We start from the raw sequence: 17,122 nt of genomic DNA, 5'->3' as shown, positions 1-17,122 counted from the left end.
GCGATGGGCCACCGACAACCGTTCCGGCGGGCCACCACCCGAATGGCGGAGCGCCGGGAAACCGGCTGGCTCCCCCGGGGCTGCCATTCGACCCAACCGCCGGGTAACGGCGAAGGCGACCGGACACCCCGCGAATCGCCGCGATCGGCTGCCGACTGCCGCTCCGGGCCTGGTGGGAGCGGTCGGTAATGGGTGGAGAGCCCAAAGACGGAATGGCGTCCCTTCGACGCCATGAGGCGCTCACCCAATTTGTCCAGACGCGCCCGACACCAACTCGCCGGTCCAGCAGTACCATCGCCGGGTTGTCGTGGCGCCGGACGGGTTTCAGCAGCCCCTGAGCTTGATCTTTGACCTCGCGCGGCGAGATGGGCTTGGAGCGTGGGTTCGCGTTTGACGGTCTTGCCGACGTCGTGGCGGGGTGCCGGCTTGCGGTTCTTCGAACCCGGTGGCCGTCCTGGGCTTGGGAGGGTCTCGGCACTCTGGCTGGGGTGAGGACCTTCGCGCGGATGTTGCGGAACCCGCGGCGGACTCGAGCTGGAGTCAACTTCGTTGTGGACAGGGGGGATCTGAGCGGGTGCGGGTGGCCGCCCTCCGGGAACGGCGTGGACGGCACTCGCCCGCGCCCGCGTCCGACCAGCGGTGAGCTCCGGCAGCCGGTCTGCTGTCGGAGCTCGCTGTTCTCATGCCGCCGGATCATGCCCCGCACTCTCCGGCGGTCGCTGTCCTACAGGTAGGTGTAGGAGGCGCCGTTGCTGGTGCCGGCGGCCGTGGTCACCGTGATCTGGACGGTCCCGGTTCCGGGCGGGGCGACGGCCAGGACGGCGCCGTCGCCCAACGAGGTGAAGTTCGCGGCGGGGGTGCTGTCGAACAGGACCGACGTCGCGTCGGCCAGGCCGTGGCCGACGATGAGGACGGGCAGGCCGCCCGTGGCCGGGCCGACCGGCGGCACGAGCGCGAGGATGACCGGCGGGGCCGGTGGCTGGTAGGCGTAGCTGAGGCTGTTGCTGGTGCCGCTGCCGGTGACCACCGTGACCTGGACGGTCCCGGTTCCGGGCGGGGCGACGGCCGTGATGGCGCCGTCGAAGTTGACGGTGAAGTTCGTGGCGGGGGTGCTGTCGAACAGGACCGCCGTGGCTTCGGTCAGTCCCGTGCCGAGCAGGAGCACGGGTGTGCCCCCGGTCGTCGGCCCCTGCGAGGGGACGATGGCGAGGAGAATCGGCGACGACATGGGATCCCTCATTTCTCTGAAACGCCATACAAGACCGTTTCGGTCAAGCCGGCGAGTCGTTTTCCTCACGGTAGGTTCGGACACGTCCGAGTGGCAATGGGTTATTTGTAAAAGGGTGGAGCGTCGGATCTCTTGAGGGGCGCGCAAGCTCTTCGGTACCTCGCCCGGTGGAATCCTTGATGACGAGAGAGCTTGCCTCTGGCCATTTTTGCTGAGCGCGATTCGGGTGCCCGCCCGGCCGCGCGTCGACGGGTTCCCGGGATCCATACGGGAATTTCCCGAGGCGCGTCTTCGGCGGGGGAGGGCGTGCGCGGACGTCAGTCTGAACACCGCCGTGACCTGCTGTTATGCGTGCCGCATGGAGATTCGGCGCGAGCATGCCGAAGTTTTCACATTTGTTCCCTCCGGCGATTTAGGGTTGCCCGTGATAGGAATCACGGCTTACCGGTGTGCCACCTCCCTGTGGCCTGTGGCGGCCTGCGGTGGCGCGCGCCCCCTGGTTCACCTCGCGCGCCGTAGGTCTCCTGGGTTAGTCATCTTCAAGGCGGGTACTTGGGGCGTATGCGATCAGTACATGGCCTGACTCTCCTGAAGAATTCAGAGTGTCTTGAATTGGTGAGGTGAGTGTCACGTCCCATCGCCTGCTCGTCTTCCTCAGCGGAGGCCCTAGTGACATTCCTGAGATTCGCGAAGTGGAATCCGGGGCCATTGAAGATCGGTTGAAAATCCCCCGCGGGAACGGCTACGAGCACTTCGAGTTCACGCAGGGCTTCAAAGACGTCGGGGACGCGCTGCTGCCCGTCTACCGGTGGTCGTACCGGACCGCCATAGCCGAGTAGCAGCGCCCGTCACCGCCTCTCCCGGCCGCCGACACAGACACCGGGCCCAGGAACCGCACACCAACGCGGCACCGTCCCGCATCACCCCATCCCCACACCCCGAGGTGAACAGTGATCAGCAACCTTCCTGCACGAGTACGGAACGAGCGTCCGCCCCGCACCCCTGGCCGCGCGTCGTGAGCGGGCCCGCCGGCAGGCGCCCACGAGGCACGGACACCGTGGTCACCGGCATGGGGTTCTGCCTGCCGGGCGAAGAGCATCCGCTGTTCACCGCGGGCGAGGTCTGGGACGTGGCCGCCAACGGCCGCTCCTGCCTGAAGCACCACGGCGTCTACTACGGCTCCGTCGATCTACCGGAGACGGCGTTCGCGGAGCGCCTGCCCGAACTGCCGGGCATCTTCTCCCGGCACTACACCAACGCCCACCGCTACGGACTGGTCTCCCTCGCGGAAGCCTGCGCGGACGCCCAGCTGAGCATCCGGGACGGCGACCTCACCGACGCCGCGGTCCTCGTCGGACGCGGGGGCATCGACGCCAACATCTCCAGCTACCTCGAAGTCCTGCACGCCGACGCGCGCACCACCACCCCGCACCAGGCGATGGAACTGTTCGTCAGGGCCCAGCAGGGACTCACCCCCTCCGACGTGGCACTGGTCCAGGGGGCGCTGTTGCGCACGACCGGCCCCTGCTTCACCGTTTCATGCGGCTGCGCCTCCTCCGCCGTCCAGATCGGCAACGCCCGCCGCATGATCGCCGCCGGCGACATCGACCTCGCCGTCATCACCGGCGTCGACGTCTTCGGCGTGGACGTGATCCAGAACGTCCAACGCCTGCTGCACGGCGCCCAGCGCGCCTACGACTCCATCCGGGTCGACGGCATGCCCGAGCTCCTCCCGTCCTTCGACCGGGTCATGCGGCCCTACGACCGGCGGGCCGACTGCGTCAACCACGGGGAGGGATCGGCGACCCTGGTGCTGGAGAGCCGCGACCGCGCCGAGCGCCGCGGGGCCTACACCTACGGCCAGATTCTGTCGCACGGCATGACCCGTGACGGCCTGTCCAATCCACTGGCGAGCGACGAGAGCGGCGCATCACTGGTCGCCGCCATCCGCAAGTGCCTCGGCGACCGGTGGGACATCGGCCAGGTCCCCTACATCCACGGCGGCAGCGACGGCGACGTCGTCGTGACCGCCTTCGAGACGAACGCGGTCCAGCAGCTCTACGGCGACGCCGTCGAAGGCCTCCTGATGACCTCCCAGGAAGCCTGCTTCGGCCACAACGGCGCCCCGGCGGGCGCGCTGGGCGTCGCCCTGACCCTGCTGATGCTGGAGCGGGGCGAGGTGTGCCCCACCGCGAACTGCGAGGAGCCGGCCGACAACATCCGCTTCGATCCCGTCCCCGGCATCCACACCCGGCGCCTGGACTTCGACTACGCACTGACCTGCAACTACCAGATCGGAGGTGTCAAGAGCGCGATCCTGCTCGGCAGTTCGGACGCCGACTGACCCCGGCCGCCGCCAACCGCGCCGCCGAACGGCGAGCGCCCCCCGCCCGTTCGTGCACACGCATAGGAGACCCCGTGATGGGCCACACAGACAACCCGAGAGCCGCTGACACCCACATCGCCGTCGTCGGCATGGGATGCCGCCTTCCCCGCGACATCGACTCGCCCGCCGCGCTGTGGCGGCTGCTCGAGGCCGGCCAGGACGCGGTCGGCGAACCGCCGATCACCCGCGCCGGGCAGATCGCCCCGGCTCCGGCCGGCGCCGCCGGGCAGATACCGCGGTGGGGAGGTTACCTTCGCGACGTCGCTGGTTTCGACGCCGACTTCTTCGGGGTCTCGGGCAAGGAGGCCGACGTTCTGGACCCCCAGCACCGGCTGCTCCTGGAAGTGACGTGGGAGGCACTCGAACACGCCGGACTCCCCCCGGAGCGACTGGCGGGAACCTCCACGGGACTGTTCTCGGGCCTGAGCTACACCGACTACATGGAGTCCCTCGCCGGCCAACCCCGTGAACTCGAGGGCGCGATCCTGACCAACGGGCACTGCGTCGCCCCAGGGCGCATCTCCTACCTGCTGGGCCTGCAGGGCCCCTGTGTCGCACTGGACACCGCGTGCTCGTCCTCGCTCGTGGCGGTCCACCTGGCCTGTCAGGCTCTGCGCAACGACGAATGCGATCTCGCGCTGGCCGGCGGTGTCACCCTCATGCTCGGCGCGAGAACGACGATGTCCTTCGCCCGCATGGGGATGCTCTCACCCACCGGCCGCTGCCGGACCTTCGACACCGACGCCGACGGCTTCGTACGCGGCGAGGGCTGTGGCGTCGTCGTCCTCAAACGTCTGGAAGACGCGCTGCGGGACCACGACCGCATCCTGGCCCTGATCCGCGGTTCGGCCGTCAACCAGGACGGCCGCTCCGACGTCCTGGCCGCGCCCTCCGCCGAAGCCCAACAGGCCCTGTACCGTCAGGCCCTCGCCCGAGCCGGAACCGACCCGCGCGAAGTGGGCCTGGTGGAGACGCACGGCACCGGCACACCCGTCGGCGACCCCATCGAGTTCTCCAGCCTGGCCGCGGTCTACGGCGTGGGACAGGGGCGCTGCGCGCTGGGTTCGGTGAAGACGAACGTGGGCCACCTGGAACCGGCGGCCGGAGTCATCGGCCTGATCAAGGCGGTGCTCTGCCTTCAGCGCGGGCTCGTCCCGCCCAACCTGAACTTCACCCGCTGGAACCCGGCCATCAACGCCCGGGGCACCCGCCTGTTCGTCCCCACCGACCTGGCCGCCTGGCCCACCCTGACGGCCTCGCGACTGGCCGCCGTCTCCTCCTTCGGCTTCTCCGGGACCAACGCCCACGTGATCCTCGAACAGGCCCCCGCACACACCCGCACTGCCGTCCTCCCCGGCGCTCCCACCACCGGCACCGCCACCACCGGCACCGCCACCACCGGCACCGCCACCACCGCGGACGCCGTCCCCGTCGACGCGGCGCCACAGCAGAAGCAGACCACCCCGCCCCACGTCCTCCTCCTGGCCGCCGGCTCCCCGGACGCACTACCCGCCGCCGCCGCACGCCTGGCCCACTGGCTGGAGACCGAGGGAGCCGCCGCGCCCCTGCACGACATCGCCCACACCCTCGCCCTGCGTCACTCCCCAGGCCACGGCAGGCTCGGGGTGGTGGGCGGCTCCCACGTCCAACTGACCCGCGCCCTGCGTTCCTTCGAAGCCGGACAAGCCCACCCCGGCGTCGTACGCGGCCACGTCGGCGCGGGCGTCAGCCGTCGCCCCGTCTGGGTGTTCTCCGGTCAGGGCTCGCAGTGGCAGGGCATGGGACACGACCTGCTCAACAACGACCCGGCCTTCGCCGAGGCCCTGGCCGAGGCCGACGCGCTGATCACCGCCGAAACCGGGTTCTCCGTTCTGCGAGCCGTCCGCGACCGCGAACACATCAGCGGCTGCGGCCGCGTGCAACCCGCGCTGTTCGCCCTGCAGGTCGCCCTGGCCTCCACCTGGCGCGACCACGGGGTCGAGCCGGCCGCCGTCATCGGCCATTCCATGGGCGAGGTCGCGGCCGCAGTCACCGCCGGAGCACTCACCCTGGCCGACGGCGTGCGCGTCATCTGCCGACGATCCGCCCTCCTCACCCGCATCGCCGGAGCCGGCGCCATGGCGAGCGTCGGCCTCGACAGTACGACCGTCGAGAACGAACTCGCCGCCATCGGCGCCGACACGGTGTCCGTGGCCGTCGTCGCCGCGCCCGACTCGACCGTCGTCGCCGGCGCCGTCGCCACCATCCGGGACCTGACCGCCACCTGGCGGGCCCGCGGAATCGTGACACGCATGATCGACGTCGACGTCGCCTCGCACTGCCCCCAGGTCGACCCGCTGCTCGCCGACCTCGCCACCGCCCTCGCCGGGCTCACCCCCGGCCAACCGGCCATCCCCTTCTACACCACCGTCCTCGACAACCCCCGCGCCACCCCCCTCTTCGACGCCGCCTACTGGTGCGCCAACCTGCGCCGACCCGTGCGCTTCCACGCCGCCGCGGCCGCGGCCGCCGCCGACCGCCACCAGGTGTACCTGGAGATCTCGCCGCAACCCGTCGTCACCCACTCCCTCGCCGGAAGCCTGACCGGCCTGCTCCACGAGCCCGTGATCCTGCCGACACTGCGCAAGAGGGAAGACGAACGCGCCACCTTCCGCACCCAGCTCGCCGCCCTGCACTGCGCGGGGGTCAGCGTCGACTGGTCCCGCCTCTACGCCGACGGCCACCTGACCGACGTACCCGCGCTCACCTTCGACCGCCGACCCCACTGGACGGACCTCGCCCCGCCCCGAGCGGCCTCCCCGCACGCCGAACGCGCACCCGCCGCCCTGCCGGGAACACACACGGACGTGCCCGGCGACCAACCGCGCCACACCTGGCACGCCGACGCCGGCACCGACGTCCTGCCCTGGATGGCCGACCACCGCGTCCACGGCCAGCCGGTCCTGCCCGGCGCCGCCTACTGCGCCCTGGCCCTGACCGCCGCCGGCGAGGTCCTGCCCGGCGCCGCGCACGGCATCGAAGCGACCGACATCCACTTCCGCGAGATGCTGCACCTCGACGCGCACACGCCCGTCGCAACGACCGTCACCCTCACCGGCACCGACCGCGCCGACTGCGAGATCTTCGGTCAGGACACGGACGGAGCCTGGGTACGGCAGGCGACCGCCGATCTACGCCGCATCGACCCGTCCCCCCGGAAACCGGCGCTCTCCGTGGACGCACTGTCCGCCGGCCACCACGTCGTCCTGGATCCGCACGCCCTCTACGCGAGCCTGCGCGCACGAGGCCTGGAACACGGCCCGGCCTTCGGCGGCATCACCGAACTGCGCAGTTCCGCCCAGGGCGACAGCTTCTGGGCCCGCGTGACACTGCCGGCCGCGGCACAGAGCGCCCCTCACGGCCTACGGATCCACCCGGTCCTCCTGGACCTGTGTGCCCAGCTCGTCGTCGCCGGCCTGGTCCACGAATCAGGCCACGGCCTGGTGCTGCCCGTCCATGTGCGGGCCGTGCGGATCCTCAAAGCCCCCGAGGACGCCCGCTACGCGCACGCCCGGCTCACCCACACCGCCGCCGACAGCATCGTCGCAGACGTGCGGCTGTTGGACGAGGCGGGACATCCCCTCGTCGAGATCGACGCACTGCGTTTCATACGCCACGGCCGCAGGGCCGACGAAACCGTCGACCGGTGGTTCCTCGAAACCCGATGGCAGCCCGTGCCGCGCCAAGAGCGCCCCGAACCCGCCGACCCGGGATCCTGGCTCGTCATCGGCGAAGCGGACGGATCCGCCCGGACACTGGCGGACGCCCTCGACCTCGCCGGGGCACGCACCGACGTCCTCGACCTCCCCGCCGACACCGCCACCCTCCCGCAGCTCAAGCAGACCATCACCCGGCACTGGGACTCCTCGCCCACACCGCGCGCCGTGGTCCTGCTGTGCGCACCGCCCGCGCCCGAGGACGACACCGGCGCGATCGCACTGCGCCGCACCCGCCGCCTGCTCGCCGCCGCCCAGAGCGCGATCGCGCACAACGCGCCCACACGCCTGTTCGCCGTCACCCGATCCGCCCACGATCCGCAGCCGGGACAACCCGCCGACCCCGCCCAGAGCGCCGTGCGCGGACTCGTGCGCGTGCTGACACACGAACACCCGGAGCTGCGAGCGACCCTCATCGACGCCGACCGCGCCGACGTCGACCTGCACCGGCTCGCGGCCGAACTCCTCACCGACCCCCCTGAGGACGAGATCGCCCTGCGCGGTGACGCCCGCCACATCGCCCGGCTGGCCTACACCCCCCTGTCCGAAACCGAACGCGTCACCGCCGTCACCCGCACCGTGCACTACGGCACCGACCGCTTCCAGCTCCACGCGGAGCGGCTCGGCGACCTCGGCGCCCTGCGCCTGACCGCCACACCGCGACGTGCCCCCGGCCCCGGTGAGGTCGAACTGCGCCTTCACGCCGCGGGCGTGAACTTCCGCGACGTGCTCACCGCCATGGGCATGCTGGCGACCGACGACCAAGCGGGCTACCGCATCGGCTTCGAGGCCACCGGCGTGATCACCGCCGTCGGACCGGGCGTCAGGCATCTGTGCGCCGGCGACAGCGTCCTCGTCGTCGACGTGCGAGGCGGCCTGTTCACCACCTTCGCCACCGTGCCTGCGGCCGCTGTCGCCCCCATCCCGGCGGGCCTGCCCGCCGAGACGGCCGCAGGGCTGCCCATCGCCTACCTCACCGCCTGGTACGCACTGCGCCACGTCGCCGGGCTCACCAGCGGTGAGCGCGTCCTGATCCACAGCGCCACCGGCGGGACCGGGCTGGCCGCGATCGCGGTCGCGCGGCGCCTGGGCGCCGAGGTGTTCGCCACCGCAGGCAGCGAGGACAAGCGCCAACACCTGCGCGCCATGGGCATCCGGCACATCATGGACTCCCGCTCGCTGGACTTCGCCGAGCAGACCCGCGCCGTCACCGGGGGAGAGGGGGTCGACGTGGTCCTCAACTCCCTCTCCGGACGAGCCATCAGGGCCGGACTGGAAACGCTGCGACCCTTCGGCAGATTCGTCGAGCTGGGGGTACGCGACATTCTCGCCGACACCCCGCTGGGTCTCGGACTGCTACGGCACAACATCACCATGAGCACGGTCGACCTCGTCGAGCTCCAGCACACCCGCGCGGACACCTTCGCCGAGGTGATGCGCGAGGTCCTGGCGGAATTCGACCGGGGCACCCTCACCCCGCTGCCCTGCCGGACCCATCCGCTCGCGCACGCCTCCGACGCCTTTCGCCTCATGGCCGGCGCCGGGCACATCGGCAAACTGGTCCTGACCATACCCGGCGCAGGCAGCACCACTGCCGTCCTGCGCGAAGCGCCCTCACCCGTGCGAGCGGACGGCGCCTACCTCGTCACCGGAGGACTGCGCGGCGTCGGCCTCGCCACGGCCCGCTGGCTGGCAGACCAGGGCGCCGCCCACCTCGTTCTCAACGGACGCACACCGCCCTCGGCCGACACCGAACGGGTCCTCGCCGGGCTGCGCGAACTGGGAACCCGCGTCAGCGTCGTGCTCGGTGACATCGCCCAGCCCGGCGTCGCCGAGCAGCTGGTGGCCGAAGCCACCGCCGACGGCGGGACACTGCGCGGCGTCATCCACGCCGCGATGGTCCTCGACGACGCCGCGGTGTCCAACATCACCGACGACCAGCTCGAACGCGTCTGGCATCCCAAGGCCACCGGTGCCTGGCGTCTGCACCAGGCCACCACCTCGCTGCCGCTGGACTGGTTCGTCCTGTACTCCTCCATGGCTTCCCTGTTCGGCAATCCGGGCCAGGGCGCCTACTCGGCCGCCAACGCGTGGCTCGACGCGTTCGCCACCTGGCGCACCGCCCGGGACCTGCCCACGTTGGCCGTGAACTGGGGGCCCTGGGGCGAAACCGGGGTCGCCACCGGCTTCGCGACCCGCGGCTACCGGACCATCCCCACCGCCGAGGGGCTCACGGCCCTCGCGGCGCTCCTGACCCACGGCCGCGTACGCACCGGCGTCATCCCCGGCCCGCCGGACAGCTGGATTCCCCCGGCCGGCCGACGGTCCTCGCTGTTCGCCCTCCTCGCGCCCGAGGCGCCCGACATCCCCGCGCAGACGGTCGCCCGGGACGCCGCGCGCGACATCCGAGGCGAGCTGCAGGCCGCACAACCCGGCTTCGCCCGCCGCACGATCCTCGAGGACTTCCTGGCCGAACACATCCGCACCGTCCTCCGGCTCGGGGCCAGCACCCTGGATCCGCAGACCCCGCTGAAGGCACTCGGGTTCGACTCCCTGCTCCGCATCGAACTGCGCACCCGCTTGGAGGACTCGCTCGGCGTCAGACTCGCCGGCGACTTCGTCTCGGCCCACCCCACCCTGGCGGCTCTCGCCGACGGCCTCGCCCAGCAGATCGGCACCAGCCTGGCCGCCGACGCCTCTCCCGTTCCCCCCGACGACGCCACATCCCCGGCCGTGGACCTCATCGGACCCCGCCCGCCGCAGTCGGCCGAGTCATCGGACGCCACGGCCGGCACCAGGCCTGCGAGGAAGAACTCATGAGCTCACGTCAGGCCGCGAGCGCGCCGAACCGCCGACGCACCGCCGGGGAGCGTAGCCAGGGAACGGACATGACCTCCACAGGACCACCGGGCACGGACGCATGTGACGCACAGGGACGGCGCATCTCCATGTTCGTGTTCCCCGAGCCCCATCAGGTGCGGCCCGTGCGCCACGCCGTGAAGGCGATTCTCAGTCACTGGGAGATGGCGCACCTCACCGAGGACGCCGAACTCCTGACCACTGAGCTTCTGACGAACGCGATCCGGCACACCGACGGCGAGCAGCCGATCAGGGTGACGATCGCGCTCGACCAGCGGTGGCTGTCGATCGGTGTTCGAGACCGCTCCACGAGCGCCCCCCGAGTGCACCGGGCAGCCAGCTGTGAAGAAGGCGGACGCGGTCTGTTTCTGGTCGAGAGCGTCGCCAGATCCTGGGCCTGCCGTTTCCATCGCGACGGAACCAAGACAGTCTCCTGCCGATTGTCGTTGTGAGACCGCGCGCGCCGCATCCCCCGCCTGCCGTCACCAGCCGCACAGACGGCCGGTTCGCCCCCTGCCCGTCGGGCGAGGGGCGGTGGCCGGGGGAGGGCAAATGAACACCGGGCTTCGCCGCATGAGCGATTCGGCGGCAATCCTTACGTGCGCATGATTCAAACGTCCTTCAACATGCAATTCTCACAATGCTCGACAGAACTCCGCAGGAGGGCGGTTCGAGCCTCTTGTACCGCCGGGTCGAGGCCCCAATCCTTGCCAGGATGACAGTGGGCCTCTGATATTGCCCATGGCATATTCGGCAGGTTTGGCCAGGTCTCGCGGTCGCCGCTCATTCAACGCGCGCTTCGTGGTGGCGAAGTCCGACAGTTGGGAGTTCGGATGCTCAGTTCACAGGAGTACAAAGAGATTTGCGCCTTGCGCCGCCAGGGCTGGTCCGTCTCGGCGATCGCCCGGTGCCTGGGCCGCGACCGCAAGACGGTCAGGGCCTACCTCAAGGGAGAGCGGAACGTAGGGGCCCGAGCAGTGCGCCACAGCGAGTTCTTCCGATTCGCCTCGTACTGCCAGCAACGGCTCGACGACGACCCGCACCTGCGGGCGAACGTTCTTCACAGCGAAATCGTCGAGCTGGGCTACGGCGGCGCCTATTCGACGTTCACCCGCGCCCTGCGCAGACATCTGACGCGGCCGTGCTGCGCACTCTGCCAGCGGGGGAGGGCCGGCCCCCCCTGCGGCACCGTGGAGGACGTGCAGTTCGACTGGGTACAGCTCCCGGCCCCGCCGGTCGAGTGGGACTGCGGGAGCCAGGCGTACCTGCTCATGGGTTCGCTCACGCGATCCGGCCGCTGGCGGGCGACTCTGGCCGCCACCAACGACCTCCCGCACTGCGTCGAAGCCATGGACCAGGTGCTGCGCCGGCTGGGCGGCACCGGCGAGCGCTGGCTGTTCGACCGAACTCCACCGGTCTGCTCACCGGCCGGCAAGGTGACCGCCGCCTTCCACGAGATCGCGACCTACTACGCCGCCTCCATCGCGATCCGCCCGCAGACCGGACCGTCCATCCCCGCCACCCGTGCCCGCCGCTCCGTCGTCCTTCACTGGTGGGACACCACGGCCGACGACCTCGGCCTGCAGGCGGCACAGGACAGCCTCGACCGTCTCGCCGAGCGCTCGGACGGCCGGCGCCAACGGGCGGACCGCGACGCCTGGGCCCTGCTGCCCCTGCCCTCAAAGCCGTTCCCGGCTCGCATCTGCGTTCAGCGCAGGGTCGATCTTCACGGACTCGTGTCGTTCGAGGGCAACTTCTACCTGCTCCCCGCAGGTCTCGCCGGCAGCGAGGTAGGGATCCGCCGGCGGCTGGACGAACCCCACCTCTCGATGACGACCACCCACGGGGCGGTCATCGCCTGCTTCCTGAGGGCCCCGAGAGGGGCAGGCCGCACGATCGCCGGGCACAGCGGCCCCATCACTCTGGAACGACCCACCCGGACCTCCAGCGCGCAGGCGCAGACCTGCACGGCAGGCGGAATCCCCCGCCCACGCTCCCGGGCCGCCCTGGCCCAGGCCCAGGCCCTGTCCCGGCCCGACGACGAGCAGCCCACCGGACCGCTCCCTCGCACCGAGGAACAGGAGGCGGATCCGCCTCTCCCACGCGGAGCCGGTTTCGGCACCGCGCATCCACAGCAATCGAAGCGGACCGCCGAGGACCGCCGAGCCCCAGCACCGTCCTCCACCCAGGTCCGGCCACGACCGTGACGCCCCCCAGCGGTAAAGCGGTGCCCGCGGCCCGCGGCCGGGCCCTGAACAGGGCAGCGCCCGATCCGGTGGGCGACCGGTGCCGATGCCCCGGCGGTACCTCGACTGCCGCTGGTCCGGCTGTGGGCGGGCGTGCTCCCCTCCCCAGCAACCCTGAACGATCGGCGCCAGGGACACCGTCTTCCGCAGCCCGGGCACACACCACGACAGCGCGATCAGCAACCGCCCGCCGTGCAGCAGGCCTGACACCCACCGCCTCTCCCACAGGGGTTCAGGCACGGCGCGCGACGTCATGCCTGGACCGGTCTCGCCCCCATCGCGCAGTCGGGGAACGGCGGGCCGCGGAGTACCGGCACATGAGTGACGGTGGATCCACGCGAGGCCGCCGGGGCACGGCGCCCACAAGCCGCACCGCCACCGACCGTGCCCGAGCCCCCGCCACCGGCACCCGGATTCCCATCTCACCCTCCTGACCTTCCCTCATACCTCCTGACCTCCCCCCCTGCAGGCGCCCGCGCCGGCCCCCGCAGGACTCAGCCGACCGACCCGGCAGGGAACAACCCCTCCTGGCCGACGGCCGCGACCCGCTCCGCCCGTGCCTGCGCCGACCACCGCCGCGTCCCCGCCGGATCCGCATCCCTTGCAGCCCGCTGCCCGCACCGCCCGCGGACCACGCCCGACAGCACACGCTCCAGGTCCAACTCCTCGATCCAGTACCGGCCACAGGCCATCTCCAGCCACACCCGCCGACCACGGCCGACCGCCGTACGCCGGGCCCGGTGATCCACCCGCCCACCGTGCACCCGCACCCGCAAGCTCCACCCGCCGTCCGGCCGCGCCGTCCCCGCCGGCAGGTCCGCGGACCCGGCCGGCGCGCACACCCTCGTCATACGCTGCTCCTCTCACCGGCCGTCGGCAGGGCAGGCGGCCACTGCTCCGGGCGCGGCACGTCATCCGGCTCTCGACACGATGCCCGGTCACGGTCGGCCGGTGCGGGCGGTCAGCAGAGGGTGTCCTGCTCGTGGTCGGCGAGGTCGAAGTGGGTGATGCGCGCGGGATCCAACCCGGCCGCGGCCAGTTCACGGGCTTCTCGGGCGTTGCGCACGAACACGCGCATGGTGAGCAGCTGCGGGCAGCGGGCGACGAACGCGGGGCAGGGCCGGACGATGCCGTAGAGGCCGCGCCGGCGCCCGACGGTGCGGGCGGGCCACCCGTAGGCGAACTGCGGTGCGATCTCGCCGAGTCCGGTCTCGGCGCGGGCGGCCGTCTCCTTCCACGCCTGCCGGTTCACCGAGTCCGCCAGCTCCTCGCACTGGGCCGGGGTGAGACGCTTCCACCAGCTTTGGGCGGCGGACAGCTCGGCGGCCCGCGCGGCCTCCAACTGCCGCTCGGCCTCCTGCCCGGCGAGCTCGCGCTCGCGGCGCAGCACCTCGTCCTTGAGCCGCTGCACCGCGGCGCGGCCGCGCCGCACCAGCCGGTCCAGGTCCGCCTGGCGCTGGTTGTACTCGCGGTAGACCTCGTGCCGGCGCCGCTGCCGGGCCAGGTACGCCTGCACCGCCACGCGGCGCGCCTGCGACTCGCGTTCGGCCTCTTCCTCCTGTTCCCTGAGCAGACGCCGGGCCTCCACCGCGCGGGCTTGGCGGGCCAGCTCCTGTTCGCGGCGGGCTTCGTCCTCGCGCCGGCGGCGCCGGTCGTGCTCGGCCTCCGCGGCGATCGACCGCGGTGTCGTCCACACCACGGGCCGGTTCGCGGTGCGCCGCTCCACGGCCAGGTCGACCGAGCCGCGGTAGCGCGGCAGCACACGATGGCCGGCCACGCGGCCGGAGTGCACCCACGCGACGAACTGCGCAAGGCCGCACAGCTGTACCGCCCACCCGCCGGCGCGGGCCTCGAACCCGGCGACGCCGTCGTCGACCCCCCACCGGCCGCCGTCGTCGACGCTCACCCGCACCGAGGGCACCTTCCCCATCCACGGCACGGCCCGCCGGTCCGTCACCCAGCACACCCCGATCCCCGCCCCGGCGTACCGGGCGGTGCGCGCCTCGAGGTCCTCCACCGTGATCGGCGACAGCTGCGCCTCCCACGCGGTGCGGCGCCTCCCGTCGGGGGAGGTGGCCATCACGTCGGCGCGCCAGCTGCCGTCGGGTGCGGCGACCTCGAGCTCGGCGTGCCAGCCGCCCGCGCGGACGGCCTGGGCGAGCTCGAGTTTGAGGAGGTGGTGCTCCATCGATTCGCCGGCGAGTTCACACTCGTCGGGGCGGCGCCGGCCGTGGGCGAAGAACCGCAGGCCCTTCGGCGAGCACTTGGCGTGGACGTCGTGGCCGCACTCCGGACACCTCAGGGCGATCCGCGGGCGGGCCTTGTGGACGTCCGCCCACTGAAGGCCGGCCCCCAGGTCGGGGAGTGTGGCATCCAGCCGCCCTGCGGCGGGGTGGATCGCGGTGAAGGCCATGACCGTCCCCTCCCTCTGGCCGGACGCGGCATCGTGCGCATCCGGACAGTAGGGATACCAGCGGCCACCGACAGCCGGGGCGCCCGGCCCCGGCCGCCTGCCCCCGGCGGCCTCCCGCACGCCGCCCGCGGGCCGCCCCCGCGCGTTTGGTTCCGCCACCGTCCGGTGACACTGGGCGGTGTGACGAACGATCATCGCCGCCAACAGCCCGCCAGCCCCCTAGGCGAGCGGCCCGCCGCCGCTGTTCCGCGTGCCCGCCGCCCGCTTGCGCCGGCTGGCCCGGTGCTGTTCCAGGCCCCACCCGGCAACGAGTCCGCTCCCGCGCCCGAGCCCGAACCGAGCCGCCCGGCCGCCGTGCCCGCCGTCGCCTTCTCCGACCCCGGCGCCTTGCTGCTGCGCTGACCGGCGCCGCCCGCCTGCGCCCCGCCGCGTCCCCGCGTGATGCTGCGCCCGGCACGTCCCGGGCGTCACCACCCGAGGAAACCGGTCTCCCGGGTAGCCGCGGCCCGGAGGAGGCCAGGGGGCGCGGCCCGCGGCCCGCGGCACTGGGCTGCCGGTCGTGAGGAACTCGAGGGCGTTCGAGGACGCCGTGGCCCAGACCCTGGCCGAACTCGCCCGACGCGGCGTCACGATGAGATCGGGCGTGGTCGCCGACGTCATCGAGCGCAACATCCGCACCGTTGCGGAGCGCCTGGCATCCAGGAGCGCTCCGCGTGGCGGTACTTCGACGCCGCCGCCCCTGGTCCGCCAGCAGCAGGAGTTCAAGGACAGCAGTGCCGAGCGCGGCGTGGGTCAGGCGCCGTTGCCGCCGGTCGGCAACCTGGAGCTGGCGCTGATCCTGGAGGGCGTGCCGGACGCGCTCGTGGAGACCGGCGGCGACCTGTACGCGGTGATCAGAGGTGTCGCGGTGAACGCGTGGATGGCCGGGCACATCCACGGGGAGGACGGCTGCGTCGGGCGCGAGGGCAGCCGTGGTCCGGCTGGGCGCGACTGGGACGCCCGGATGAAGGCCATCACCGTGCTGGCCCCGGACATCGACAAGTGGTTCGACCCGCAGGTGTGGGCGCAGGTCCTGCAGGACAGCGGGTTCGGCGTCACCCGCCGCTGGCCCGGGCACGGCGGCACGGCGCCGACCCGCGGCAGTACATCCCGGCAACCTGACCCGGGCAACGGCCGTGCGCGGCGGCGCCGGCGGCTGCCCATGGTGCGCTGCGCTCGGAAGGCCCCGTCGGGGCGGGAAAGTGCGGGACAACGTCCCGCACTTTCCACCGCCACCATCCGCCGCCGCGCGGCTGCCACGGCCGCGTTCCGGCTGGCCGGGTTTGTCCGGATCGGTGAAGTGCCGGACTGCGACGTGTGCCAACTGGTAGTCATGACCTGCGGCCCCGCAGGGCCGCTCCGGGGGCTGTGCAGGAGGAGTGGGGCAGTCTTGGGTGCACCGGTTCAGGCGCCGTCCAGGCGCAGGCGTCACGCGCGTCTGATCGCGACCGCAACGGAGTTGGTGGCCGAGTGCGCGCAGGCGGCCGCGGCCGTCTACGGGCCGATCGCGGACGCCCCGCCGCAGCAGGAGGGCGTGCGGGTAAGCCTGTGGCCGGTCGCCGCGCTTGCCGCGAGCGCCCCGGTCCGCCTCGACGCTGCCACGATGCGCGACGAGGAACGCTGGCCCACCCAGACGGCCCGGGAAGGCGAGCAGGGCCGCACCACCTTCCGGCGCCGCTGCGCCCTGGCCGAGGCGGAGAGCGCCGTTCTCGACGCACACACCAGCACCGCGGACACCCCGGCCGGGGGAGTGGCGCTGCCGACGGTGGGGCAGGCGGCCGCGATGGGCCTGACCGGCGCGGGCAACGACTTCCTCGAGTCGCTGGACGACCCGGAGGAGGCGCTCGCCCTGCTGGCCGAGCTCACCGCCGGTGGCGAGTACACCGCGGCGGAGGTCCTCGACGAGGCCACCCACACCGCCCTGGTGGCCGCCCTGCTGGTCCTGCAGGACGCCGCCCGCCAGAAGGACCCGAGTCTGGCGGCGGAGCGCTGCCTGCACGCCGCCCGGCAGCTCGCCCTGGTGGTGTCCGTGGCGAGCCTCGACCCCGTACCGGAGCAGTAGCCGCGCCCGCGGCAGTGTCCCCGGCCGGTGCCCGGTCGTTGGACGGGGCACCGCCCCGCCACCCCACCACGGGCGACATCCGGCCGCGCCCCGCGGCCGCACCGTCCGGCACGCCGCACCCCGGCGTGCGGACC

At 72.4% G+C, this 17,122-nt stretch carries 9 protein-coding genes and 1 pseudogene; 7 read left to right on the top strand and 3 right to left on the bottom strand.

What is annotated here, in order from left to right:
• Window positions 1-371: 371 nt before the first annotated feature.
• Window positions 372-547: pseudogene (locus AB0P35_RS36735) on the bottom strand (transposase); the annotation flags it as partial.
• Window positions 548-724: 177 nt separating this feature from the next.
• Window positions 725-1,228, bottom strand: a complete 504-nt coding sequence (locus tag AB0P35_RS36730; protein ID WP_179419732.1) for an IPT/TIG domain-containing protein — start codon at window positions 1,226-1,228, stop codon at window positions 725-727.
• Window positions 1,229-1,848: 620 nt separating this feature from the next.
• Here AB0P35_RS36730 and AB0P35_RS36725 point away from each other — a divergent pair.
• From AB0P35_RS36725 to AB0P35_RS36705, 5 genes are all read left to right on the top strand, one after another.
• Window positions 1,849-2,067, top strand: a complete 219-nt coding sequence (locus AB0P35_RS36725) for a DUF5988 family protein (protein ID WP_257019554.1) — start codon at window positions 1,849-1,851, stop codon at window positions 2,065-2,067.
• A 230-nt stretch (window positions 2,068-2,297) separates the two neighbouring features.
• Entirely contained in the window at window positions 2,298-3,572 is a 1,275-nt protein-coding gene (locus AB0P35_RS36720) for a beta-ketoacyl synthase N-terminal-like domain-containing protein (protein WP_095878104.1), read from the top strand.
• 77 nt (window positions 3,573-3,649) lie between these two features.
• Window positions 3,650-10,189 carry a type I polyketide synthase gene (locus AB0P35_RS36715; RefSeq protein ID WP_363519740.1) on the top strand — a complete coding sequence of 2,180 codons (6,540 nt, stop codon included), beginning with the start codon at window positions 3,650-3,652 and terminating at the stop codon, window positions 10,187-10,189.
• The gene (locus AB0P35_RS36710) at window positions 10,186-10,680 is read left to right on the top strand and encodes an ATP-binding protein (protein ID WP_363519737.1); all 495 of its coding nucleotides are present in this window, start codon (window positions 10,186-10,188) and stop codon (window positions 10,678-10,680) included. Before AB0P35_RS36715 ends, AB0P35_RS36710 begins: the two co-directional genes overlap by 4 nt.
• A 381-nt stretch (window positions 10,681-11,061) precedes the next feature.
• Complete coding sequence (locus AB0P35_RS36705; protein WP_363519734.1) at window positions 11,062-12,435, top strand: IS21 family transposase; 1,374 nt, start codon at window positions 11,062-11,064, stop codon at window positions 12,433-12,435.
• 1,000 nt (window positions 12,436-13,435) lie between these two features.
• On the opposite strand, the gene AB0P35_RS36700 is transcribed toward AB0P35_RS36705, so the two are convergent.
• Window positions 13,436-14,887 (bottom strand): competence protein CoiA family protein, encoded by a 1,452-nt coding sequence (locus AB0P35_RS36700; protein ID WP_095877500.1) that lies wholly within the window; start codon window positions 14,885-14,887, stop codon window positions 13,436-13,438.
• Between the two features lie 180 nt (window positions 14,888-15,067).
• Between AB0P35_RS36700 and AB0P35_RS36695 the strand changes: the two genes are divergently transcribed.
• Window positions 15,068-15,289, top strand: coding sequence for a hypothetical protein (locus AB0P35_RS36695; protein ID WP_144298827.1), 222 nt, complete (start codon window positions 15,068-15,070; stop codon window positions 15,287-15,289).
• A 157-nt stretch (window positions 15,290-15,446) separates the two neighbouring features.
• The gene (locus tag AB0P35_RS36690) at window positions 15,447-16,988 is read left to right on the top strand and encodes a hypothetical protein (RefSeq protein ID WP_363519730.1); all 1,542 of its coding nucleotides are present in this window, start codon (window positions 15,447-15,449) and stop codon (window positions 16,986-16,988) included.
• Window positions 16,989-17,122 lie beyond the last annotated feature (134 nt).

This window comes from Kitasatospora sp. NPDC085879, assembly GCF_040686255.1.
Taxonomy (GTDB): Bacteria; Actinomycetota; Actinomycetes; order Streptomycetales; family Streptomycetaceae; genus Kitasatospora.
Note: the sequence above shows the minus strand (reverse complement) of the source record. Positions and strands in the feature narration are given on the sequence as shown.